The organism is Micromonospora sp. CA-249363, from assembly GCF_050950185.1.
In the GTDB taxonomy this organism is placed as follows: Bacteria; Actinomycetota; Actinomycetes; order Mycobacteriales; family Micromonosporaceae; genus Micromonospora.
Genome location: NZ_CP192020.1, coordinates 6,196,357 through 6,219,439 on the forward strand (window position 1 = coordinate 6,196,357; position 23,083 = coordinate 6,219,439).

At 71.5% G+C, this 23,083-nt stretch carries 19 protein-coding genes and 1 riboswitch; of the genes, 7 read left to right on the forward strand and 12 right to left on the reverse strand.

Translation table 11 applies throughout. From position 1 onward, the window contains the following. The first annotated feature begins 169 nt into the window (after positions 1 to 169). Positions 170 to 1,351 (forward strand): ABC transporter substrate-binding protein, encoded by a 1,182-nt coding sequence (locus ACQPZK_RS27680; RefSeq protein ID WP_433535735.1) that lies wholly within the window; start codon positions 170 to 172, stop codon positions 1,349 to 1,351. Positions 1,352 to 1,574: 223 nt separating this feature from the next. Here ACQPZK_RS27680 and ACQPZK_RS27685 read toward each other — a convergent pair whose 3' ends face one another. The 3 genes from ACQPZK_RS27685 to ACQPZK_RS27695 form a co-directional block, all read right to left on the reverse strand. Beyond that, the gene (locus tag ACQPZK_RS27685) at positions 1,575 to 1,769 is read right to left on the reverse strand and encodes a DUF397 domain-containing protein (protein WP_433539336.1); all 195 of its coding nucleotides are present in this window, start codon (positions 1,767 to 1,769) and stop codon (positions 1,575 to 1,577) included. Between the two features lie 89 nt (positions 1,770 to 1,858). Then, positions 1,859 to 2,053 carry a DUF397 domain-containing protein gene (locus tag ACQPZK_RS27690; protein WP_433535736.1) on the reverse strand — a complete coding sequence of 65 codons (195 nt, stop codon included), beginning with the start codon at positions 2,051 to 2,053 and terminating at the stop codon, positions 1,859 to 1,861. Beyond that, positions 2,050 to 2,817 (reverse strand): DUF5753 domain-containing protein, encoded by a 768-nt coding sequence (locus ACQPZK_RS27695; RefSeq protein WP_433535737.1) that lies wholly within the window; start codon positions 2,815 to 2,817, stop codon positions 2,050 to 2,052. The genes ACQPZK_RS27690 and ACQPZK_RS27695 overlap by 4 nt, the downstream gene beginning before the upstream one ends. 380 nt (positions 2,818 to 3,197) lie before the next feature. Here ACQPZK_RS27695 and ACQPZK_RS27700 point away from each other — a divergent pair, with 380 nt between their 5' ends. Continuing rightward, positions 3,198 to 3,533: a hypothetical protein gene (locus ACQPZK_RS27700; RefSeq protein WP_433535738.1), complete on the forward strand. Its 336-nt coding sequence runs from the start codon at positions 3,198 to 3,200 to the stop codon at positions 3,531 to 3,533. 132 nt (positions 3,534 to 3,665) lie between these two features. Here ACQPZK_RS27700 and ACQPZK_RS27705 read toward each other — a convergent pair whose 3' ends face one another. Further along, positions 3,666 to 4,526: an ABC transporter permease gene (locus tag ACQPZK_RS27705; protein WP_433535739.1), complete on the reverse strand. Its 861-nt coding sequence runs from the start codon at positions 4,524 to 4,526 to the stop codon at positions 3,666 to 3,668. Positions 4,527 to 4,654: 128 nt separating this feature from the next. Continuing rightward, positions 4,655 to 5,686 carry an ABC transporter substrate-binding protein gene (locus ACQPZK_RS27710; RefSeq protein WP_355050735.1) on the reverse strand — a complete coding sequence of 344 codons (1,032 nt, stop codon included), beginning with the start codon at positions 5,684 to 5,686 and terminating at the stop codon, positions 4,655 to 4,657. A 268-nt stretch (positions 5,687 to 5,954) separates the two neighbouring features. Here ACQPZK_RS27710 and ACQPZK_RS27715 point away from each other — a divergent pair, with 268 nt between their 5' ends. From ACQPZK_RS27715 to ACQPZK_RS27730, 4 genes are all read left to right on the forward strand, one after another. Then, positions 5,955 to 6,740 (forward strand): ABC transporter ATP-binding protein, encoded by a 786-nt coding sequence (locus ACQPZK_RS27715; RefSeq protein WP_433535740.1) that lies wholly within the window; start codon positions 5,955 to 5,957, stop codon positions 6,738 to 6,740. Between the two features lie 2 nt (positions 6,741 to 6,742). After that, positions 6,743 to 7,693, forward strand: coding sequence for an LLM class F420-dependent oxidoreductase (locus ACQPZK_RS27720; RefSeq protein ID WP_433539337.1), 951 nt, complete (start codon positions 6,743 to 6,745; stop codon positions 7,691 to 7,693). After that, positions 7,690 to 7,998, forward strand: a complete 309-nt coding sequence (locus tag ACQPZK_RS27725; RefSeq protein WP_007465195.1) for a cupin — start codon at positions 7,690 to 7,692, stop codon at positions 7,996 to 7,998. Before ACQPZK_RS27720 ends, ACQPZK_RS27725 begins: the two co-directional genes overlap by 4 nt. A gap of 77 nt (positions 7,999 to 8,075) precedes the next feature. Then, positions 8,076 to 10,841 (forward strand): hypothetical protein, encoded by a 2,766-nt coding sequence (locus ACQPZK_RS27730; RefSeq protein WP_433535741.1) that lies wholly within the window; start codon positions 8,076 to 8,078, stop codon positions 10,839 to 10,841. A gap of 156 nt (positions 10,842 to 10,997) precedes the next feature. On the opposite strand, the gene thiC is transcribed toward ACQPZK_RS27730, so the two are convergent. From thiC to thiE, 7 genes are all read right to left on the reverse strand, one after another. Next, complete coding sequence (thiC, locus tag ACQPZK_RS27735) at positions 10,998 to 12,590, reverse strand: phosphomethylpyrimidine synthase ThiC (protein WP_433535742.1); 1,593 nt, start codon at positions 12,588 to 12,590, stop codon at positions 10,998 to 11,000. 17 nt (positions 12,591 to 12,607) lie between these two features. Beyond that, the gene (thiD, locus tag ACQPZK_RS27740; RefSeq protein ID WP_433535743.1) at positions 12,608 to 13,393 is read right to left on the reverse strand and encodes a bifunctional hydroxymethylpyrimidine kinase/phosphomethylpyrimidine kinase; all 786 of its coding nucleotides are present in this window, start codon (positions 13,391 to 13,393) and stop codon (positions 12,608 to 12,610) included. Continuing rightward, positions 13,390 to 14,139 (reverse strand): thiamine phosphate synthase, encoded by a 750-nt coding sequence (locus ACQPZK_RS27745; RefSeq protein WP_433535744.1) that lies wholly within the window; start codon positions 14,137 to 14,139, stop codon positions 13,390 to 13,392. Before ACQPZK_RS27745 ends, thiD begins: the two co-directional genes overlap by 4 nt. Next, positions 14,136 to 14,915, reverse strand: a complete 780-nt coding sequence (locus ACQPZK_RS27750; protein ID WP_433535745.1) for a thiazole synthase — start codon at positions 14,913 to 14,915, stop codon at positions 14,136 to 14,138. The genes ACQPZK_RS27745 and ACQPZK_RS27750 overlap by 4 nt, the downstream gene beginning before the upstream one ends. Then, the gene (thiS, locus tag ACQPZK_RS27755; protein WP_433535746.1) at positions 14,912 to 15,112 is read right to left on the reverse strand and encodes a sulfur carrier protein ThiS; all 201 of its coding nucleotides are present in this window, start codon (positions 15,110 to 15,112) and stop codon (positions 14,912 to 14,914) included. The genes ACQPZK_RS27750 and thiS overlap by 4 nt, the downstream gene beginning before the upstream one ends. After that, positions 15,112 to 16,206 (reverse strand): glycine oxidase ThiO, encoded by a 1,095-nt coding sequence (gene thiO / locus ACQPZK_RS27760; RefSeq protein WP_433535747.1) that lies wholly within the window; start codon positions 16,204 to 16,206, stop codon positions 15,112 to 15,114. Before thiO ends, thiS begins: the two co-directional genes overlap by 1 nt. Then, a complete protein-coding gene (thiE, locus tag ACQPZK_RS27765) occupies positions 16,203 to 16,826 on the reverse strand; it encodes a thiamine phosphate synthase (protein ID WP_433535748.1) in 624 nt (207 codons plus the stop codon). The genes thiO and thiE overlap by 4 nt, the downstream gene beginning before the upstream one ends. Next, positions 16,821 to 16,930: riboswitch (TPP riboswitch) on the reverse strand. Its footprint overlaps the gene before it by 6 nt. A 290-nt stretch (positions 16,931 to 17,220) precedes the next feature. Between thiE and ACQPZK_RS27770 the strand changes: the two genes are divergently transcribed. Further along, positions 17,221 to 23,064: a ThuA domain-containing protein gene (locus tag ACQPZK_RS27770; protein WP_433535749.1), complete on the forward strand. Its 5,844-nt coding sequence runs from the start codon at positions 17,221 to 17,223 to the stop codon at positions 23,062 to 23,064. Positions 23,065 to 23,083 lie beyond the last annotated feature (19 nt).

Genomic DNA, 23,083 nt, shown 5'->3' on the forward strand with positions numbered 1-23,083 from the left:
CCGTCCCGAAAATGCAACCGGGGTCCGCGCTTGACCACAGCGCCCGCCATTGGCAAGGTTTTGCAGGCTTCGCGCACACACCGTACGGCAGGAGAGATCCCGTCCTCCACTGAGGACGGTTTAGCGGCGGTGACCGGGCAGCGCCCGCGCCCGCACCTGGAGGACTGAGTTGAGCCCCATCCGCTCCGCGACCATCGCGGCGCTCGCATCGGCCCTCGTGGCCACCACGCTCAGCGGCTGCCAGTTCGGCGAAGCGGAGCAGGACACGAGTCCGATCGTGATCGCCGCCGACCTCGAGCTCTCCGGTGCCGCCGCACCAATGGGCCGGGCATACCAGCGCGCGTTGGAACTCAAGAGAGACCAGTTGAACTCCTCCGGTGCACTGAACGGCCGGAAGATCGACCTGAGGATCAAGGACAACCGTTCCGACGCTGCCGAGTCACTGCGCAACATCGCGGACTTCAGCAGCGATTCCCGGGTCAGCGCGATCGTCATGGGCGGTTGTAGCGAATGCGCGGTCGGCGCGGTCGGCGTCATCAACGAGAAGCGGATTCCCACCATTGCGCTCGCCGCTTCCGGGGCGATCTCGAGCCCGGTCGCGGACCGCCGCTACGTGTTCAAGCTGGGCCCGAACGCGGCCGACAGCGCGTCCGCGCTCACCACCGAACTGCGCCGCAAGAACGTCCGCAAGGTCGCCCTGCTCGCCAGTAACGACGACTACGGCCGCGAGGGCGTGCTCGCGCTGCGTCGCGAACTGGGCAAGACCACCATCAAGGTGGCCGGCGAGGAGTCGGTGAAGACCACCGACACCGAGGTCGGCCAGCAGATCGGCAAGCTCGTCAAGCTCAAGCCCGACGCGCTGGTCGTCTGGACCCCGCCGGAGCAGGCCACGCTCGCGGCGACCAGCGCCCAGCAGGCCGCGTTCCGTGGGTCGCTCTTCTTCGACGCCGGAGCGGCGGGCGACCTCTTCCTCGGCGCGGCGGCCCGGGCCACCGAGAAGGCCACGATGGTCTTCACCCAGACCATGGTCATCGACGACGTGATCGCCACCACGCCGGCGAAGGCGGCCCGGCGGCAGTGGTTCCAGGACTACACCGCCCGCTACGGCGGCTACAACGGCTCGTCCTCCTTCGCCGCCGACGCGATCCAGCTGATCGCCGACGCCGAACTGCGGGCCGGCGGCCCGGCGGGGAAGGTCGACCGGGACGGCATCCGCGACGTGCTGGAGACGTCTCAGATCGACGGCCTCTCCGGCCCGATCCGCATGACGCCGGACAACCACTCCGGCCTCATGCCGCAGGCCCTCACCACGCTGGTCGCACGTAACGGGCGTTGGCGGTTGGCGGGGTAACCGGCTCTTGGGTTGGGGGGTGGTGGCCTACCGCGCCCGGCTCCGGGCGGTCAGGCTTGATCCCTGCGCCGGGCACGGTAGGCCACCACCCCTCCGTGTCACCGTCAGCGAAGAGAGCCGGCCTCCTCGGGAGGCCGGCTTCTGGCAAACCAGGAGGAATACGAGCTGGGCCGCGTCGGCGAGCGCCGCGCAGCCCGGAACCGGGGCCTTTGGTGGTGCTGCGTCAGGAGACGGGGACGAGGGTCTTCGCGAGGTTGACGAAGCCCTGCCACTGCGCCGGCCCGAAGGCCAACGTTCCACCGTCGCGGTCCTTGGTGTCACGGACGAGAACGACGCCGGGAAGGTTGTCGGCCACCTCTACACAGTTCCCGCCGTTGCTGCCGCTCTTGGTGCTCTTGCGCCACTGCGCGCCGGTCATGTCCATGGTGCTGCCGCTTCCCTGAACAGATCGAGTGATAGGGCCCGGCAGGAACTCGCCAACTGCGCCCACCTGCGGCCGAGGGCCTTTCAGGAGACGGGGCCGATAGCCTTCGCGAGGCTGACGAAGCCCTGCCACTGCGCCGGCCCGAAGGCCAACGTTCCACCGTCGCGGTCCTTGGTGTCACGGACGAGAACGACGCCGGGAAGGTTGTCGGCCACCTCGACGCAGTCGCCGCCGTTGCTGCCGCTCTTGGTGCTCTTGCGCCACTGCGCGCCGGTCATGTCCATGATGCTGCCGCTTCTCTCAGGAGTTCCACTGATCGCCCCCGGGGCAATGCCTCGCTCCGGATGCGTTCCCACCGTCGTTCGAGCGTAGCAATTTCGGACGCCTGCTCAACGATCTGAGCTTGCGCCTGGCTATCTACGTGCGCCACTCGCGTCCCGTCGGGGAGATCGGCGATGGTGAACGGTCCGTTGAGGCCGGGATAGGCTGTCGCCTCGCGCGGCACTATGTGAAGCTCAACGCTGGGCAGCTCGGCGCACCACACCAAGTGTTCTAGCTGACGGGCCATGACCGACCGATCTGCGGTGATAGGACGCTCTAACACAGCCTGGTCAACGACGGCGACGAACAGCGGGCCCCGCTCGCGAGTCAGGACGGATTGCCGGTTGATGCGCGCAGACACTAGCTCGTCTACCTCGGTCGTTGAGAGCGCCTCCCATGCGAGTGTGGCCCGCGCGTACGCCTCGGTCTGGAGCAGGCCAGGCACCCATGCGAGTTGGAAGGCGCGCAAAGCGACCGCCTCCCGCTCGATGTCGACCCATGGGCGAAACCACGAAGGTTCCCGACGTTTCAAAACGTCCGGCCATAGCTCTGTTTCTTCTCGACCGAGTAGCGCGGCAACCTTCGCGCGGTGGCGGGTCTGCGGGATGCTCCCCGGGTTCGCCCACTTGGCTGCGGTCTTGGGGTCGACGCCGATCTGAGCTGCGAGGCTGTCTGCTGTCTCGCCAGTGGCTGACATGGCCTCGATTACGGCGTGGTTCATCCGCCACCTCCCCGAAACGTCGTGAACGTCTAAAGGAGATAGTGCTACGCAGTGTGTTCGGCGTGCAACAGCCGGCAAGGTGCTTCGTAGACGGCGCGGCCGGTGGAGGACCCGAACCCGGCGGACGCGTTCGTACCGGGGCCGCCCCCTCCGGCAAGCACGTTCGGGGGCGGCCCCTTCTCAAGGCCACAGCGCGAAGGAGGAACCGTGCGTTTCACGTTCTGGCGCAGCAAAACAGCCCCGAAAGTGCCGGCACCTCGTCCCGCCCCACGACGTCCGGCCTGGGTCACGGCGCACACCGAGGCGTTTCGGATTGACGAGGTCGGCCGGGTGGGTCGCCTGACCCGGGCTCAGGAGTTCCGGGCGAACGGAGGTCAGGAATGATCTCCGCGCAGGTTTCCGTCCCCGAGCGAGGACCAGTCGCGGACCGCCCGCGTCGGCACGGCCAGGCCCCGCCGCACACGCCGCTACGCCCCCATTGGGCGTGCCGCGCCGACGGTCAGCCGTGGCCGTGCCCGACCGCGCGACTCATGCTCAAAGCCGAGTACGAGAACAAGATGCCGAGCCTGTCGATCTACCTGGCCGGGCTGCTGTACGAGGCGATGCGCGACCTTTACCACCTGAACCCGCACGACGGGCCGAGCCCGCGAGCCCTGTACGACCGGTTCGTGGGATGGGGACCGTTCCGCAGACCGATCGTCGAAGATCAGCGTTGAAACGCCTCCCAGCACGGCGGCGGCGTGCCGCTGCACCCGCCATCGCTGGCAATCTTGGACAGTTTCCGTCAGCCGATAACGGAAACTGTCCAAGATCTACGCTTGCCACCTGCTTCTGGCGTGGCGGACGGGTCAGCGGCTGCTGGTGGTTTCCCGTACCCAGGGCAGCGCGATCCGCTCCACGAGCACGAGCGCGGAGTAGAGCAGGATGCTGACCAGCGCCACCAGCATGATCGCCGCCCAGGCGGTGGCGGTGTCGCCGACGCCCGCGTACTGGGTGATCACGTAGCCCAGGCCCTTCTCCCCGGCCTGGAACTCGCCGATCACCGCGCCGATGGCCGCCAGCGGCATGGCCACCTTGAGCCCGACGAAGATCTGCGGCAGCGCCGCCGGGAACCGCACCTTGCGGAACGCCTGCCAACGGGAGGCGTTCCACGACCGGACCAGTTCGGCCAGGTCGGCCGGCGTGGTGGTCAACCCCGTCGCGGTGGACAGCACGATGGGGAAGAAGCAGAGCAGGAACACCATGGTCAGGATCGGCTTCTGCCCCCAGCCCAGCGCCACCACCAGCAGCGGACCAAGGGTGATCTTCGGCACGGCGTTCACCGCGACCAGCAGCGGAGTGAACATCCGCTCGACCGTGTGCGAACTGGCCAGCGAGAGTCCGATCAGGACACCGGCGGCGGCCGACAGGACGAACCCGATCAGGATCTCCAGCAGGGTGGCCCAGGTGTGCTCCAGCATCTGGGCGGGCTTGTCGAGGAACGCGGTGAGCACGTCCCCCGGTGGCGGCAGGGCGGCCGGGTGGACCAGCTCCAGCCGGGCGACCAGCCACCACACGGCCAGGGCGACCACGAGACCGGCCGCGGGCAGCAGCGCCGCCCCGGTCCCCGCGCGCAGGCCGGCGCCCCGACCCGCCCGACGCGCCTGGCGGCCGCCGCCCGAGGGTGCGGGCACCGTCACCGCCGGCTCGGCTGACCGGACGTCGGTCATCTTGTCCTCCTCGTTGTTCGCCGGCCCCGGGGGGCCGACGGGATTCGCCGGCCCTAGGGGGCCGACAAGCGACGGGGGTACGCCCACCGGAGACCGGTGGAACGTACCCCCTGGTGACGACCGGACGATCAGGCCTTCGGCGCGAGGCTGAAGTCGATGATCTGCTCGGGGGTGATGTTCTGCTTGAGCGCGCCGGCGCCCTGGAGGATCGCGATGCTCTTCGCCACCCGGCCGCTGTCCAACGTGCCGATCGCGGTGCCGGAGTTGCCGGAGCGCACGTACGCGGCCATGAGGTCCAGCTCGGCGGCGGCGGCCACCGGGTTGGCGGCGTCCACGTTCTTCTTCAGGATCTCGCCGGCCTCCTTGGAGTTCGCCAGGCTGTACTCGAGGCCCTTGAGCAGCGCCGCGGTGAACCGCTTCACCATCTCGGGCTTCTCCTTGGCGATCTTGCTGGAGGTGATCAGCACGTTGCCGTAGAGGTCCTGCATCACGTTGCTGTACGGCAGCATGACGGCCTTCTTCTTGGACACCGCCTCGATCGTCGGCTGACCGACGACGAACTGGCCGATGCCGTCCACCGAGCCGGAGGCCAGCGTGCCGATCAGCGCCTGCGCCTCACCGTTGACCCAGGTGACCTTGCTGGCGTCCACACCGGCGAGCCGGGCGTACGTCGGGAACAGGTTGCGCACGACGGAGCCGGGGGTGTCGGCGAGCTTCTTGCCCTCCAGGTCCTTGGGCGAGTTGATGTTCTTGCCCTCGACGGTGGCGATACCCGCCATCGTGCGCTGCTGGATCGCGGCCACGGCGGTGAAGTCCTTCGCCTGGCCGTTGCCGAGCTGGAGCAGACCACCGGTGAGGTCGATCGGCCCGAAGTCCGCCTGACCGCCGACGACCGTCTGGATCACGCCGCCGGTACCCTGGCCGGCCTTGATCTCGACGTCGAAGCCGGCCTCCTTGAAGAAGCCCTTGTCCTTCGCCACCCAGGCGTAGGAGTCACGGCCGAAGTTGCCGAAGGAGGTGAGGTAGGTCACCTTCTCCAGTGCTCCGTCTTTGCCGCCCTTGGCGTCGTCGGACGAGTCCGACCCGCTGCTGCAGGCGGAGACGAGGGCGAGGGCGGTGGCCAGCGCGGCCGTAGCGACCGTACGGGTCAGCCTTCTCATCAGTGCACCATGTCCTTTCCGACCGGGGCCGCAAGCCACCGGAGGGGGTTGTCGCGACGGTACCGGCGGGAGGGGCAAGCCGGGCACCGCCATCGTGAGGGGACTCTTCGCGGGCACAGCGTACGAGAAACCCACAGTTGCGACGCCAGGCGTATCGGGTTGCGGATCGGAAACAACCTGACGACGACCCCGGACGGTGCGAGATGTCAACAGGGCGGCTAGCCTTTGTCGGATTCCTGACCGTCCACTCAGCGGAGGTCCGCCGCAGATGATCCGACTGTCCGGGGTGTCGCGTACCTTCGAGGGCCGGTCCGGCCAGGTCGAAGCCCTTCGCGGCATCGACCTCGACGTCGCCGAGGGTGAGTTCGTCGCCGTCCTCGGGCGCTCGGGCTGCGGCAAGTCCACCCTGCTGCGGCTCATCGCCGGGCTGCTACCGCTGACCTCCGGCGAGATCACCGTGGCCGGTACGCCCATCACCCGACCCCGCCGCGACATCGCCATGCTGTTCCAGAAGCCGGCCCTGCTGCCGTGGCGCAGCGTGCTGGACAACGTCCTGCTGCCCGTGGAGATCTTCGGCTGGAGTCGCGCCAAGCACCGCGAGCGGGCCCGGGAACTGCTCGACGTGGCCGGCCTGGCCGGGTTCGAGAAGCGGCTGCCGCACGAGCTCTCCGGTGGCATGCAGCAACGGGTGTCGCTGTGCCGGTCGCTGATCGGCGAGCCCCGGGTGATGCTGATGGACGAGCCGTTCTCCGCGCTCGACGCGCTCACCCGCGAGGAGCTCTCCGGCGAACTCCAGCGCGTGCACATGGAGAACAAGCCCAGCATCGTCTTCGTCACCCACTCGATCGACGAGGCGGTGCTGCTCGCCGACCGGGTGATCGTGCTGAGCCCCCGCCCCGGCCGGATCCGCAAGGTGGTCGAGGTGGCCATCCCCCGTCCACGCACCCTGGGCCGCAACGCCCACCTCGCCGACGTCGCCCGGGTCAGCGCCGACCTGCACGAACTGTTGATGGAACGCGACCAGCCGGCCGCGGCCGGCGCGGAGGGACGATGACCATGCGGGTGTCGGTGTTCACCGAGCCGCACCGGGGTGCCGACTACGACACCCAACTCCGGTTCGCCCGACTGGCCGAGGCCGGTGGCTTCGAGGGATTCCTGCGGGCCGACCACTACCAGTCGATGGGTGACGACCCCGGCCTGCCCGGCCCGACGGACGCCTGGCTGACGCTGGCCGCGCTGGCCCGGGAGACCGAACGGATCCGGCTGGGCACCCTGGTGACGTCGGCCACCTTCCGCCTGCCCGGCCCCCTTGCCGTGCTGGTCGCGCAGGTCGACCAGATGAGCGGCGGCCGGGTCGACCTCGGCATCGGCGCCGGCTGGTACCAGCGCGAGCACACGTCGTACGGCATCCCGTTCCCGGCCGTCGGCGAGCGCTTCGACCGGCTGGCCGAGCAGCTTGAGGTGATCACCGGGCTGTGGTCCACCCCGGTGGGCGAGACGTACAGCTTCACCGGTGACCACTACCGGCTGGTGGACGCACCCGCGCTGCCCAAGCCGGCGCAGGTGCCCGGTCCGCCGATCATCGTGGGCGGACGCGGCCCCAAGCGGACCCCCGAACTGGCCGCCCGGTACGCCGACGAGTTCAACATGCCGTTCAAGTCCGTGGCCGAGACCGCCGGGGCGTACGACCGCGTACGCGAGGCGTGCGACCGCACCGGTCGGGCCGGGACCGGGCGAGGCCCGCTGGTGCTCTCCGCCGGCATCGTGGTGGCCGTCGGACGTACCGAGGCGGAGGCCGCCCGCCGCGCCGCGCCCCTGCACGAGAAGAGCGCGCTGCCACCGGAGGATCCGGTGGTCGGCTCGCCGTCGCAGTTGGTGCAGCGGATCGGCGAGTTCGCCGAGATCGGCGCGAGCCGGGTACACCTGCGCCTCACCGACCTCGACGACCTCGACCACCTCGAACTGATTGCCGCCGAGGTGCTTCCCCAACTGGACGGTGGACGATGACCGACGTGATCGACGGGACCGAACTCGGGCCCGTGGGCCAGGAGATCGTGTACGAGAACGACCGGGTCCGGGTCTGGCACATCCGGCTCGAACCGGGTGAGCGCCAGCCCCTGCACCGGCACGACCACCCGTACCTGGTGGTGGCGATCGAGGGCGCGAAGAACGTCGTGCAGACGATCGACGGGACGCGGATCGACGCCGACGAGCCCACCGGCGGTGTCGTGTACCGCGACCCCGGCGCGGTACACATGCTCACCAATGTCGGGGACACGACATACCTGGCCCGGCTGGTCGAACTCAAGTAGACCCGCCGGGCGTGCACCGGCGCGCCGCGCGGCGCGCCGGTGGCGATCGGGTGTACCGGGTGCGTAACGTGCCGGACATGGCCTATCGGACCTGGGGCAGACTGCTGCTCACGGCGCTCGGGGTGAGTGTGCTGGCCGGAGCCGGCCAACTCGGCGTCGCGTACGGCTTCGGCATCGTCCGGCTCACCGGCGCCTTCACCGGCTCGACGGTCAACCAGTGGCCGGCCCAGCTCGTCTGGGTGGGTTGGTTCGCCGCGAACGCCGCCGTGGCCGGCGCCGTCCTGACGGGACGCCTGGCCCGCCGGGACACCCCGCCGGCCAGCACCGGCCGGCACCTGGCCATCGGTGGCGCCGCCGCGCTCGGCGCCACCGCCGTCGCCCCGCTCTGCATGCAGCCCGCCCGAGCCGCCGAGTTGATCTCGGTGGACCCGGTCTGGGCGGTCGGCATCTGCGCCATCCTCGGCGCGGTCATCGGAGCGGGCGCGGCCATCGCCGTACTGCTCCGGCCGGAACTGGGCTGGAACATGGCGGCCGTGGCCGGGACGATCTGGCTGCTGGCGCTGCTCTCCGTCCTGCCGTCGCTCGGCACGACCGGCCCGCTGCCCACGGTCCGACTCGGCGTACTCGAACCGAACTGGCTCGACGACGCGGCCGCGCAGCGCCTGGCGCTGCTCGTGCTGCCCCTGGTGGCGCTGCTCGCGGGCGCGGCAACCGCCGGACTGGCCCGGTGGCGCGGTCAGATCCCGCTGATCAGCGCGGCGACCGGGGTGGCGGGTCCGGTGCTGGTGGCGTTCGCCTACCTGACCGCCGGCCCCGGCGACGCCGTCGACCGCTACCAGACGACCCCGTACTACGGCGCGCTGATCGCCGTCCTCGCCGGTGCCCTCGGAGCCGCGGCGGCCGCCCTGCTGCGCTGGCCCGTCGGCGTCCGCACCGCCGACTCCGCAGCGATCGCGCCCACCGACATCCTGCGTCCGCTGCCCGCCGGCCCGACGCCGCCGGGTGGCGACCCGGCGACGTCGACGAATCCGGCAGAGGACCAGAGCGGGCACGCCGGCGGACAGCTGGCCCCGACGGCTCCGGGTCCGCGCGCCGGTGACGACACCCCCGGTGTACGCACCGTCCCCGCCCACTGGGACTGGCCGTCGGCCACGGCGAGCGGCCAGCACGGCCCGGTCCCCGCCGACGCGACGCGCCCGGACGGGGCCCCGCGACCCGCCGGCCCCCGCCAGCGGTCCGACGCCGCGACCTCCGACCCGTCGGGTACGAGCGCGGACCAGGACCGCGCGCCGGCCCGTGCCTCCTGGCTGACCGATCCGACGGGCGAGTTCACCGCCGGGCGGCAGCCGTCGAGCCGCGACGAGGACGCGACCGGCGGTACGGCCGACCCGGCCTCCACCGGCCCGACCTCTGCCACGCGCGCAACGGCGGCCGTCAGCCGGACGCCCGACGCGGGCGACGGCCGCCCGACCGGCAGCGACACGGCTCGCCGGGACGAGCCGGCCAGCGACCGCACGACGACCAGCACCACGGCCGCCGCGCTCGCCACGGGCGGCACCGACACTCCGGCCTCCGGTGACACGGGCGCTCCGACCGCCGACATGATCGCCACCTCGGACACCACCCCGACCCCGGAGGCGACCGTTGGCCCGGTCGCGGGCAGCACGGGCACGTCGGCCACGGACGGCACGGCCGAGCCCGCGCCCAAGCCGCGCCGTTCGCGCAAACCGAAATCCGTGCCGACCGCCACCTCGGCGGACCCGACCGTCGACGGCACGGCAGCAGCCTCGGCGACGACCACCGGCGACACGGCCGCAACCTCGGCGACGACCAGCGGCGACACGGCAGCCACCGAGACGGCAGCCGACCGGCCGACCGGCGTACGCGCCCGGCGGGCGACCCGCGCCGGCAAGGGCGCCGCGAGCGTCGAGCCTGCCGAACAGGACGCCTCCCACCCCGACCAGCAGGGTCCGAGCACCGAGCCCGACGAAACGGCACGGACCAGCGGGGCGGACCCGCAGGCCCCAACCACCGGAAAGAGCGCGAGGAGCCCGCGCGTCGAGTCGCCGGCCACCCCCGTCGACAGTTCCGCGCCGGCCACGGCATCCGGAGCCGGCCGCACCGAACGAGCCGCGACCGAGGGTGGCACGGGCGCTTCGCTGTTCGGCGAGGTCGCGGGGGCCGACCGGTGGACGCCCGCGGCACCGGCCTGGCCGGCGACCTCCTCGCGGACCACCACGCCGGCCGACCGTGAACCGTCCGCCGCGGACGCCCCCGCCGATGCCGAGGAGCCGACCGACGGGACACCCCGCTTCCGGCAACGGCCGCCCCTGCCCGATCTGAGCCGCGTCCCCACCTGGGACGCCTTCGACACCACCCGTCGTACCAGGACACCGGACCCGAGCACCGAGGCGGCGGACCAGAGCGCGTCGTCCACCCCGACGTCCAGCAACACGACCGGCCGGGCCGACGAGGCCAGCGCGATGGCCGCCCTGGCGAGGTCCATCGTGCCGCCGTCGATCGCTCCGGTCGTACCGGGGCAGGGCGGCACGTCCGCCACCGCCGAGGGTGCCGAGCCGAAGGACGACCCCACGCGGACGTCCACGGACGACGGGCGGCAGTCCTCCCGCCGGGGGCGGCTCGGCGGCCTGTTCCGGCGTAACCGGGTGCGGGCCGACGAGGAGAGCCGGCCCGCCCCCGATGCGGCGGAGCCGCTGCCCGCGCAGGACGAGGAGTTCGTCGACTGGGTCGCCGGCCTCAGCAAGCCCGTCACCGACAACGAACCCGAGCAGGAGAACAGCCGTCGCTCGCTGCGCTCCACCGGCCGTCACCACCGGGAGTGAACACCCGCGCGCCCGGGCTGATCGACTCGGGTTCCGGAAATCCGGGCCTTCCTGCCGGCCGGGACACCCCGACTTACCGGAACCCGAGTTGACCATGCCGAACGGGCCGCTCCGGTCGGGCGATCGATCCGGCCCGCCCGACCGGAGCGCACCACGTCAGGCGAGCGGCAGGTAGACCCTGCCGCCGCCGGAGACGAACTCCTCCGACTTGTCCTTCATGCCGCGGGCGGCGTACTCCTTCAGCTCCTGGGTGATCTTCATGGAGCAGAACTTCGGGCCGCACATCGAGCAGAAGTGGGCCGTCTTCGCGGGCTCGGCCGGCAGGGTCGCGTCGTGGTACGAGCGCGCGGTCTCCGGGTCCAGCGAGAGGTTGAACTGGTCCTCCCAGCGGAACTCGAACCGCGCCTTCGACAGCGCGTCGTCCCACGCCTGCGCGCCCGGGTGGCCCTTGGCCAGGTCGGCCGCATGGGCGGCGATCTTGTACGCGATCACGCCGGCCTTCACGTCGTCCCGGTCCGGCAGGCCGAGGTGCTCCTTCGGGGTGACGTAGCAGAGCATGGCGGTCCCGAACATGCCGATCATCGCCGCGCCGATCGCCGAGGTGATGTGGTCGTACGCGGGGGCGATGTCGGTGGTCAGCGGCCCGAGCGTGTAGAACGGCGCTTCGTGGCACCACTCCTGCTGGAGGTCCACGTTCTCCTTGATCTTGTGCATGGGCACGTGGCCCGGACCCTCGATCATCACCTGGACGTCGTGCTCCCAGGCGACGCTCGTCAGCTCGCCGAGGGTGCGCAGCTCGGCGAACTGCGCCTCGTCGTTGGCGTCCGCGATCGAGCCGGGCCGCAGCCCGTCACCGAGCGAGAACGTCACGTCGTAGCGCGCGAGGATCGCGCACAACTCCGCGAAGTGGGTGTAGAGGAAGTTCTCCTCGTGGTGCGCCAGGCACCAGGCCGCCATGATCGAGCCACCGCGCGACACGATCCCGGTCACCCGGTCCACGGCCAGCGGCACGTACGGCAGCAGCACCCCGGCGTGCACCGTCATGTAGTCCACGCCCTGCTCGGCCTGCTCGATCACGGTGTCCCGGAACACCTCCCAGCTCAACTTCACCGGATCGCCGCCGACCTTCTCCAGGGCCTGGTAGATCGGCACCGTCCCGATCGGCACCGGGGAGTTGCGCACGATCGCCTCGCGGGTCTCGTGGATGCGCTTGCCGGTGGACAGGTCCATCACGGTGTCCGCGCCCCAGCGGGTCGCCCAGGTCAGCTTCTCGACCTCTTCGGCCACCGACGAGCTGACCGCCGACGTGCCGATGTTGGCGTTCACCTTGACCAGGAACGCCTTGCCGATGATCGCCGGCTCGCACTCCGGGTGGTTGACGTTCAACGGCAGCACCGCCCGACCGGCGGCGATCTCGGTCCGTACCAGCTCCGGGTCGACGTTTTCCCGGATCGCCACGAACTCCATCTCCGGCGTCACCACCCCGGCCCGTGCGTACGCGAGTTGCGTGGGTCGACGACCGCCCGCGCCGGCCAGCGGCGTGCCCGCGCCCCGCACCGGGGCCACGTCACCACGCTCGGCGATCCACGGGCCGCGCAGCGCCGGCAACCCCACATCCGGATCCGACCCGGGGCCGGACGTGTCGTAGAGCCGTACCGGCGGATGGTCACCGGTCAGCGTCACCTCCGCGAACGGCACCCGCACATCCGGCCGCGACCCCTCGACGTACACCTTGCCTCGTGCCTGCATGACAACCTCCCTGGTGATCAGGCGGACCAGCCGAAGTGATCCAGCGGCCCGCGCCCCGCGCCCAGCTCCCAGCTCCGCCCGCCGGTCAGCGCGCGGAACACGTACTCCTTGGCGGCCTGCGCCGCCGCCGGCACCGGATCGCCCAGCGCGAGCCGCACGGCCATGGCTGCCGAGAACGAGCAGCCGGTGCCGTGGGTGTGCCGGGTGTCCACCCGGGGACCCCGCAGCAGGGTGGTGACGCCGTCGCCGTGCAGCACGTCGACCGCCTCGTCCCCACCGATGTCGCCGCCGGTGACCACCACGAACTCCGGGCCGCCGGCCGCGAGGGCCTCGGCCGCCACGACCATCCCCGCCACGTCGTCCACTCCGCGTCCGGTGATGGCCGCGGCCTCCGCGCAGTTCGGTGTCGCCACCCGGGCGTACGGGAGCAGCCGCTCCACCGCGCCCACCACGCCCAGCCGGTGGCCACTCGTGGCGACCAGCACCGGATCGACGACGAGCTGCGGCAGCCGGCCGTCCCGGGCGGCCTGCGCCACCACGTCGGCGACGGCCGGAGTGCCGAGCATTCCCGTCTTGACCGCGCCCACCGTGAAGTCGGCGAGCACGCTGTCCAACTGCTCCGCGACCGTGCGCGGCGGCAACGGCAGGACGGCGTCGACACCCCGGGTGTTCTGCGCGGTGACCGCCGTGAGGACACTCGTGCCGTACGCGCCGAGCGCCGCGAAGACCTTGAGGTCCGCCTGGATTCCCGCGCCGCCACCGGAGTCGGAGCCGGCGATGGTTAACGTGGTTTTTGGCGTCACTGGCTTCCCTCTTTGGTTGCGGTTGAGGGCTGCGGCCGACCGTGCCCACTCCGGGCGGTCAGGCTTGATCCCTGCGTGGGCACGGTCGGCCGCAGCCCTGACCGGGGGACCTCCGTGCGTCCGTGCCGGCTTCTTTGCACCTTCTGGGTGACCGCCTCTTCGAAAGCGCTGGTCAGTTGGTGGGCTGTTTTTCTCGGGTTTTCTGCTCGCATTAGGGCGCCGAGCACGGCTACTCCGGCGGCTCCTGCCTCGACGCAGGCGGTTACCTGCTCTGGGGTTTCCACTCCCCCCAGGGCCAGGACGGGTATTGGGCTGATGTCGATCAGCTTGCGCAGGCCTGTTGCTTGGAGGGGTGGGCCGTAGCCGGGTTTGGTTCTGGTGGGCCAGATCGGGGAGAGGGTCGCGTAGTGCTCGGTGGTCAGGCGGTGCAGTTCGGTCTCGTCGTGGCAGGAGCGGCCGACCAGGCGGTGGGGTGGCGGCGGGTACGGGCCGGCGGCCGGCAGGTGGACGGCGTCGCCACCCAGCGGGTCGGGGCCGGCCACGATGAGGGTCCCGCCGACGTCGGTGAGGATCGCGCGCAGGTCGGCGGCGAGGGCGACCCGCTCGGCGCGCGGCAGGTCCTTCTCCCGCAGCACGACCCAGCGCACTCCCCCGGCCACCGCCTCCGCCACGATCCCCGCGAGCCCACGGGACGCGACCAGACGATCGGTGAGGAGAACAACACCTGACGGCGGCAATCCCGTCACAGGTCCGGTCGTCCCTCGTCGGGAGTGGACGCGAGGGCGTGGAAGCGCCGGGCGATCCGACCCGCGCCCGCGGCGAGGCGGCCGGCCTCGACGGCGTACCGCATCGCCGTGGCCATCGCCACCGGGTCGGCGGCCCGGGTCACCGCGCTGGCCAGCAGAACGGCGTCGCAGCCCAGCTCCATGGCGAGCGCCGCGTCGGAGGCGGTGCCGATGCCGGCATCGAGGATCACCGGCACGTCCACGCTCTGCCGGATCAGCCGGATGTGGTGCGGGTTGCCGATGCCGAGTCCCGAGCCGATCGGCGCCCCGGCGGGCATCACCGCGGCGCAGCCCACGTCGGCGAGGCGGCGGGCGAGCACCGGGTCGTCACTGGTGTACGGCAGCACCGTGAAGCCGTCGGCGACGAGTTCCTCGGCGGCGCGGAGCAACTCCACCCCGTCGGGCAGCAGCGTCCGCTCGTCGCCGATGACCTCCAACTTCACCCAGTCGGTGTCGAACGCGTCGCGCGCCAGCCGGGCCACCTTCACCGCCTCGGTCGCGGTGTGGCAGCCGGCGGTGTTGGGCAGCAGCCGTACGCCGCACCGGTCCAGCAGGTCCAGCAGCCCGCCGCCGGTGCCCGGCGCGGTGTCCACCCGGCGCAGCGCGAGCGTGACCAGTTCCGTGCCGGACGCGCGGATCGCCTGTTCCAGGACGTGCAGGTTCGCCGCGCCGCCGGTGCCGAGGATCAACCGCGAGCCGAACGTCTCTCCAGCCAGTTCGAACGGCACGCCGCTCACCCGCCCTGTGCGGCGGTGAGCACCTCGACACGGTCGCCGTCGCGCAGCACCGTGGCCGGCCAGCCGGCCCGGGGCACCACCTCGCCGTTGACCGCGACCGCGACACCACGCTGGTGCGGCGCGACGTCACGGACCAGGTCGGCCACCGACGCGCCGCCGGGGACGCTGCGCCCGGCGCCGTTCACCGTCAGCTCCATCACTCCTCCTCGAAACTGCTGTTCGGGCCGGCGAACCGGTCGGCGCCGAAGCCGGCGAGCAGCGGATCGGACGTCCCGGTGAGCACCAGGTCGGTGATCGCCTCGGCGGTGATCGGGGTGAGGACGATGCCGTGGCGGTGGTGCCCGGTCGCGGCCAGCACGTCCGGCCGGCCGGGCAGCGGCCCGAGGATCGGGGCGTTGTCCGGGGTACCGGGCCGCAGACCGGCGACGGCCTCCACCAGCTCGTACTCGGCCAGTTCGGGCAGCAGGTCGACGCCGGCGCGCAGCAGTCGTTGCACCGCGCCGGCGGTGACGGTGGTGTCGGACCGCTCCTCGACCGTCGCGCCGAGCACCACCTCTCCGTCGGCGCGGGGCACCAGGTAGACGTGCTCGCCGTCGGCGTACCCCCGGATCACGTGCCGGAAGCCCGGCGCGACGCCGCCGGGCGCGCGCAGCCGGAGGATCTGGCCCTTCACCGGCCGCACGGGCAGGCCGGTGAGGGCGGCGGCGCCGCAACCGGCCGCGACCACGGTGACCTTGGCGTCCACCTCGGCCAGGCGACGGACCGGCTGCGGCACGAACGCCGCGCCGGCCCGTCGCGCGGCCGTGCGCAGCGCCGGCACCAGCCGCCGAGGATCGACCTGGTGGTCGGTGGGCGCGAGCGCGCCGCCGCGCACCCGGGGCGCGAGCGCCGGCTCGCGGTCGCGCAGCTCACTGGGGCGCAGCGGCGTCACCGGCAGGCCAAGACCCTGTTGGTACGCCCACAGCCGACGCGCCTCGGCCAGGTCGTCGCCGGTCAGCCCGACCATCAGGGTGCCCTCGGTCCGGTAGCCGATCGGCGTGCCACTGGCCTCGGTCAGCTCGGCGGCGAACGCGGGCCACCGCGCGGCGGACGCCACCAGCAGTTCGGTCAGCCGCCGTTCCCCGAAGTACGCCTCGGCGACCGGGGAGAGCATCCCGGCGGCGACGGCGGACGCCCCCGAGCCGGGCGTCGGGTCGTGCACCTCGACGCGCAGCCCGCGGCTGGCACAGCGCCACGCGATGGCCAGCCCGATCGGGCCCGCGCCCACCACCGCCACGTCGGCGCGGGTCACGCGAGCGCCCGCAGCAGCTCGGTGGTCGCCCGCCCGGGATCGGCGGCCGAGGCGATCGCGCCGACCACGGCCACCCCGTACGCCCCGGCGGCCCGCAGCGCCGGCACCCGGTCGGCGGTCACTCCCCCGATCGCGATGACCGGCACGTCGACGGCGTCGGCGACGTCGCGTATTCCGACCGACCCGATGGGGTCGGGCAGACCGGTCTTGGTGCTGGTGGCGTGGCACGGGCCGACGCCCAGGTAGTTGGCCCCGGCGAGGACGGCCTGCACCGCGGATCGCGGCTCGCGGGCGGTGACGCCCAGCACGCCGGTGGGGCCGAGCACGTGGCGGGCCGCGGCGACCGGCAGGTCGTCGGCGCCGACGTGTCCACCCGCGGCGCCGATCGCGAGCGCCACGTGCAGCCGGTCGTTGACCAGGCACGTCGCCCCGTACGGGGCGCAGAGCGCCAGCACCCGGGCGGCCAGGTCGTACGCCTCGCGGTCGGTGGCGGAGTCCTCGACCCGGACCTGCACGACGAGGTCGGCCTGGGCTGCCGCGAGGGCGGCCCGGACCACGGTGAGTGGATCGCGCCCGGGTCGGGTGTCGGTGATCAGATGCAGTCGCCCAAGGGACGGCACGGCAACGCTCCTCCCTGCGCCGGCATTACCCGGATCAGGTTCGACGGTCGGGGGCTGTCAGCCCCCCTCTCAGCCCGGTACACCGGGCTCCCGTGGGTTACTTGCGTGTCACCGTACGACAGTTCCGTCCCTCTGCCAAGAGAGGGTCGACGGGCCCGAGGCGACGCATCGATCGGGGTGCTTTCTCCGGTCCTGTTCGGAATGTCGCCCGCCGTTGCAGAACCGTTACCCGCCGGCATCTTGCCGGACATCGATGCAGCAGAACTAATTTGTTCAGCGATTCGACAAAATGCCGGCGTGGACGCCCTGGCACGGCGTCTCCACCGGCTCCATCTGGGACGGTCTTCGGCGAGCCGGCCCCGCGAGCCCTGTCCACCGCGACATTGGAGGCGGCGTGTCCCGTTCTCGTCGTGCCCGTGTACCACTCACCGCTACCCTGTTGTCCCTCGCGCTGACGTCGACGGCCCTGATCGGGTCCCCGGCGCAGGCGGCTCCGACCGGAGCGCAGATCCCCGCGCGAGACGTGCCTGTCGCGGCTCCGCTCTCCCAGGCGGCGCCGGCAGCACCGAAGGCCGCAGCGGCCGACCCCTACTCCGTCCTGGTCTTCTCGAAGACCGCCGGCTTCCGCCACGACTCCATCCCCACCGGTATCGCCGCCATCCAGCAGCTCGGCGCGACCAACGGCTTCACGGTGGACACCACCGAGGACGGCGCCGCGTTCAGCGACGCCAACCTGGCCAAGTACAAGGCCGTGATCTGGCTCTCCACCACCGGCGACGTCCTCAACGCCGACCAGCAGGCCGCCTTCGAGCGCTACGTGAAGGCCGGCGGCGGTTACGTCGGCATCCACGCCGCCTCGGACACCGAGTACAGCTGGGCCTGGTACGGCGACCTGGTCGGCGCGTACTTCGCCAACCACCCGCAGAACCAGCAGGCCACGGTCAAGGTGGAGGACCACGCGCACCCGTCCACCGCCGAGCTTCCGGACCGCTGGTCCCGGTTCGACGAGTGGTACAACTTCCAGACCAACCCGCGGCCGGACGTGCACGTGCTGGCCAGCCTGGACGAGAAGAGCTACACCCCGGGCGCCGGCGCGATGGGCGCCGACCACCCGACGGCGTGGTGCCAGGACTTCGACGGTGGCCGCTCCTGGTACACCGGCGGCGGGCACACCCGTGAGTCGTACGCCGAGCCCGAGTTCCTCAAGCACCTGCTCGGCGGCATCCAGACGGCGGCCGGCGTGGTCGACGCCGACTGCGGCGCGTCGAAGACCGCCAGCTTCGAGAAGGTCACGCTGGACAGCAACACCAGCAACCCGATGGAGCTGGACATCGCCCCCGACGGGCGGGTCTTCTACATCGAGCGCGACGGTCGGGTGCAGATCATCAAGCCGGACACCGGCAACACCGTCACCGCCGTCGACCTGGACGTCTTCACCGGCAACGAGGACGGCCTGATCGGCATCAGGCTCGACCCGGACTTCGCCACCAACAAGTGGGTGTACCTGTACTACGCCCCGAACGACAACGTGGCGCGGAACCTGCTGTCCCGGTTCACCGTGACCGGCGACACCATCGACCTGGCGAGCGAGAAGCAGGTGCTGCGGGTCGACACCCAGCGCAACACCTGCTGCCACGCGGGCGGCAGCATGACCTTCGACAGCGCCGGCAACCTCTACCTGGCCACCGGTGACAACACCAACCCGTTCGAGTCGAACGCGTACGCGCCGCTCGACGAGCGTCCGGGTCGCCAGGACTACGACTCGCAGCGCACCTCGGCCAACACGAACGACCTGCGCGGCAAGGTGCTCCGGATCCACCCGGAGGACGACGGGACGTACAGCGTGCCGTCGGGCAACCTCTTCGCGGCGGGCACTGAGAAGACCCGTCCCGAGATCTACGCGATGGGCTTCCGCAACCCGTTCCGGATCGGCACCGACCCGAAGACCGACACGCTCTACGTCGGTGACTACGGGCCGGACGCCAACTCCAACAACCCGGACCGGGGCCCGCGCGGTCTGGTCGAGTGGAACGTCGTGACCCCCGGCAACTACGGCTGGCCGTACTGCACGGGCACGAACGAGGCGTACAACGACTACACGTTCCCGTCCGGCCCGAGCGGTCCGAAGTTCGACTGCGCCGCGCCGGTGAACAACTCGCCCAACAACACCGGTCTGACCAACCTCCCGCCGGTCGTTCCGGCCACCGTCGACTACGGCTACGCCGGCGACGCGCGGTACCCGGAGATCGGTGGCGGTGGCGCCCCGATGGGCGGCCCGGCCTACCGGTACGACGCCAACCTCAACTCGACCCGCAAGTGGCCGGCCTACTACGACGGCAAGGCGCTGCTGGGCGAGTGGAACCAGAACAAGATGTACACGATGCAGATGACCCCCGACGGCAAGTCGTTGGTGGACATCAACCAGCTGCTCCCCGGCATGTCGATGATCCGGCCCATGGACTTCGAGTTCGGTCCGGACGGCGCGCTGTACCTGATCGAGTGGGGCAGCGGCTTCGGCGGCAACAACGACAACTCCGGCGTCTACCGGATCGACTACATCGCCGGTGACCGTGCGCCGATCGCGGCGGCGGCCGCCAACCCGACCTCGGGTCCGGCCCCGCTGACGGTGGAGTTCTCCAGCGCCGGCTCCCGGGACCCGGACGGTGGCACGCTCACCTACGCCTGGGCGTTCGGCGACGGGCAGACCTCCACCGAGGCCAACCCGACGCACACGTACGCCACGGCGGGCAACTACACGGCGCAGCTCACCGTGACCAACCCGAAGGGCCGCACGGCGGTGGCCAACGTACCGGTCACCGTGGGCAACACCGCGCCGACGGTGACCATCGAGTTCCCGCCGGACGGTGGCTTCTTCAACTGGGGTGACCAGGTCCGCTACACGGTCAAGGTGACCGACCCCGAGGACGGGCAGATCGACTGCTCCAAGGTCAACCTCCAGGTGCTGCTGGGTCACGACGAGCACGCCCACCCGCTGGAGCAGCACACCGGCTGCACCGGCACGGTCCAGACGTCGCTCGCCTCCGGGCACGGCGCCGAGGCGAACGTGTTCGCGGTCTTCGAGGCCACCTACACCGACAAGGGTGGCGCGGGCGGTTCCGGCGCGCTCACCGGGCGGCAGATCGAGATCCTGCAGCCCAAGCAGAAGCAGGCCGAGTACTTCAGCGCCACCGGTCGGGTTCCGGGCAGCACCGGCGGCGGCGACGCCGGCGTGCAGCGCGAGGCCGCGACCGACACCGCGGGTGGCGGCCAGAGCATCGCGTTCATCGAGGACGGCGACTGGTGGTCGGTCGTTCCGGCGAACCTGACCAACATCACCGAGATCCGGTTCCGGGCCGCCTCGGCCGCCGCCGGCGGTCGGATCGAGGTCCACGCCGGTGCGGTCGACGGACCGGTCGTGGCCACGGCCACCGTTCCGGCGACCGGCGGGTGGCAGACGTACACGGACGTGAGCGCGCCGGTGACCGGTGCCGCGAGCGGCGGGCTGTACTTCGTGGCCCGCGACCCGAACGGCGGAACGGGTTCGCTGTTCAACGTCAACTGGATGGACTTCGTCGGACGCGGCGTCACCGAGAACGGGCCGCCGGTGGTCACCGCCACCGCGACCCCGGCCACGGGCACCGCACCGGTCACCGTCGCCTTCGACGGCACGGCCACCGACGCCGAGGGCGACACCCCGCTGACGTACGCCTGGGACTTCGGTGACGGCGGTACGGCGTCCACCCTGGACGCCAGCCACACGTACACCAGCGTCGGCTCCTTCACGGCCACCCTCACGGTGACCGACAGCAAGGGCGCCAAGTCGTACGCCACGGTGCCGGTGCGGGTGAACGCTCCGGACACGTCCTGCCTCGGGGCGCGTTCGGACGACTTCAACGGCAACACGCTGGACAAGAGCCGGTGGACCACCGTGGTCCGGGAGAACCAGCTCTACTCGCTCAGCGGCGGCGCGCTGAAGCTGCCCACCGCGGTGGGTGACCTCTACGGCGCCCGCAACGACGCCACCAACCTGGTGCTCCAGGCGGCGCCGACCGGCGCCTGGGAGATGACCACCAAGGTCACGCTTCCGGTGACGGCCAACTACCAGCAGGCCGGTCTGCTGGTGTACGGCGACGACGACAACTACGCCAAGGTGGACCTGCTGTACAACGGCAGCCGTCGGGTGGAGTTCATCCGGGAGACCGCCGGGACGCCGCGCAACGACGCCGCGGACGCCGCCAACGCGCCGGCGGGTGACACCGTGTACCTGCGGGTCACCAGCGACGGGACGAACCTGACCGCTTCCTTCTCGGGCGACGGGCAGACGTTCACCCCGGTCGGCCGTTCGGCCGCGCTCGCCGGCATCACCAACCCGCGGATCGGGGTCTTCGCACTCAACGGAGGCACCGAGGCGCCCGTGGTGGACGCCGCGTTCGACTCGTTCGTGGTCACGCCGGACGCTCCGGCCGGCCCGGTCGAGCCGTCGGACGAGTTCACCGGCACCACGCTGGACAAGTGCCGGTGGGACGCCATCCTGCGGGAGGACCCGAACGGCTACCGGGTGACCGACGGCGCGCTGCGGATCGACGTGCCGAACGGTGACATCTACGGCACCGACAACACCGGGCCGAAGAACTTCATCCTCCAGACCGCGCCCTCGGGCGACTGGACCCTGGAGACGAAGGTCGACGGCAGTCTGCTGAACGAGCAGTACCAGCAGGCCGGTCTGATCGTCATGGCCGACGACGACAACTACCTGAAGTTCGACTTCATCGCGGACAACCAGGCCGGTCAGGCGGTCACGCGGCGGATCGAGTTCCGCAGCGAGGTCGGCGGGACGGTGCAGAGCCCACAGCCGGAGGCGGCCAGCCTCACCTCGGCGGTGTGGCACCTGCGCCTGGCCCGGGTGGGCAACACCTTCACCGCGTCGTACTCGGCTGACGGGACGACCTGGACCACGCTGGAGGCGCTGACCAACAGCGCGGTGGGCGCCACCCCGAAGGTGGGTCTGTTCACCCTCGGCGCCAACCAGACGGCGTCGAAGACGGCCGCGTTCGACTACTTCCGGTTGAGCACGAAGGTGGCCGACGAGAAGGCGCCGGTCACCACGGCGACGGTGTCCGGCACCCCCACCGACGGGTGGTACACCGGGCCGGTGACGGTCACCCTGACCGCCGCCGACGAGGCCGGCGGCAGCGGCCTCGCCAGCACGGAGTACCAGCTGGACGGGGCCACCGCGTGGACGGCGTACACCGCGCCGGTGGCGATCAGCGGTGACGGCGAGCACGAGCTGCGGTTCCGCTCGACCGACAAGGCCGGCAACGTGGAGTCGACGAAGACCGTCACGGTCAAGATCGACACCACCGCCCCGGTCACCACGGCGACGTTCGCTCCGGCGAACGACGACGGCTGGCACAACGGGACGATCCCGGTCGTGCTCGCCTCGACCGACGCCGGTTCCGGGGTCAAGACGGTCGAGTGGTCGCTGGACGGTGGCGCGTGGACGCCGTACACGGAGCCGGTCGAGGTGACCGGTGACGGGCAGCACGAGCTGCTGTACCGCTCCACCGACAAGGCGGGCAACGTCGAGACGCTCAAGTCGGCGATCCTGAAGATCGACGGCACCAAGCCGACGCTGCTGGTCTCCGGTATCGCCGACGGCCAGCTCTACGGCGACAGCCAGGACGTCCGGGTGTCCTGGCAGGCCGTGGACCCGACCTCGGGCATCGCGTCCGTGGTCGGCCAGCTGGACGGCAAGGCGTACGTCAGCGGCACCCTGCAGGCCATGTACGAGCTGTCGCTCGGCCTGCACGAGCTGACCGTCACCGCGACCGACAAGGCCGGCAACAAGACGACCTCGAACGTCCGGTTCTTCGTCACCACCTCGTTCCGGGACATGCAGTTCCTGCTGGACCGGTTCAAGGCGACGGGGCGGTTGTCGGCCAAGGCGCACAAGCAGTTGACCGCCAAGCTCGACGCGGCCCGCCAGGCCGAGGCGGCCGGCAACGACAACAAGGCGATCAAGCAGCTGACCCAGTTCCGGGACCTCGCCACCGACGCCACCCTGGTGGCCGAGGCCGAGATCCGGGACACCCTCACCCGGGACGCCGACGCGATGATCGTGCGGCTCGGCGGGACGGCCAGCAAGGCCGGCGTCAAGGCCAATGACGGCGAGCCGGTCAAGGGCACGGGACGGCTCGGTGGCGACGCCACCCGGCTGGCGCCCGGTCGCCAGCTCTGATCCGATCGAGGCCCCTCTC

Excerpts from the sequence above, each read along its gene's own strand:
- thiS (WP_433535746.1), bottom strand. The coding sequence starts at position 15,112 with ATGGAGCTGACGGTGAACGGCGCCGGGCGCAGCGTCCCCGGCGGCGCG.
- thiC (WP_433535742.1), bottom strand. The coding sequence starts at position 12,590 with ATGCAGGCACGAGGCAAGGTGTACGTCGAGGGGTCGCGGCCGGATGTG.
- ACQPZK_RS27690 (WP_433535736.1), bottom strand. The coding sequence starts at position 2,053 with ATGACCGGCGCGCAGTGGCGCAAGAGCACCAAGAGCGGCAGCAACGGC.
- ACQPZK_RS27685 (WP_433539336.1), bottom strand. The coding sequence starts at position 1,769 with ATGACCGGCGCGCAGTGGCGCAAGAGCACCAAGAGCGGCAGCAACGGC.
- ACQPZK_RS27725 (WP_007465195.1), top strand. The coding sequence starts at position 7,690 with ATGACCGACGTGATCGACGGGACCGAACTCGGGCCCGTGGGCCAGGAG.
- ACQPZK_RS27730 (WP_433535741.1), top strand. The coding sequence starts at position 8,076 with ATGGCCTATCGGACCTGGGGCAGACTGCTGCTCACGGCGCTCGGGGTG.
- ACQPZK_RS27695 (WP_433535737.1), bottom strand. The coding sequence starts at position 2,817 with ATGAACCACGCCGTAATCGAGGCCATGTCAGCCACTGGCGAGACAGCA.
- ACQPZK_RS27715 (WP_433535740.1), top strand. The coding sequence starts at position 5,955 with ATGATCCGACTGTCCGGGGTGTCGCGTACCTTCGAGGGCCGGTCCGGC.
- ACQPZK_RS27710 (WP_355050735.1), bottom strand. The coding sequence starts at position 5,686 with ATGAGAAGGCTGACCCGTACGGTCGCTACGGCCGCGCTGGCCACCGCC.
- ACQPZK_RS27705 (WP_433535739.1), bottom strand. The coding sequence starts at position 4,526 with ATGACCGACGTCCGGTCAGCCGAGCCGGCGGTGACGGTGCCCGCACCC.
- ACQPZK_RS27720 (WP_433539337.1), top strand. The coding sequence starts at position 6,743 with ATGCGGGTGTCGGTGTTCACCGAGCCGCACCGGGGTGCCGACTACGAC.
- ACQPZK_RS27700 (WP_433535738.1), top strand. The coding sequence starts at position 3,198 with ATGATCTCCGCGCAGGTTTCCGTCCCCGAGCGAGGACCAGTCGCGGAC.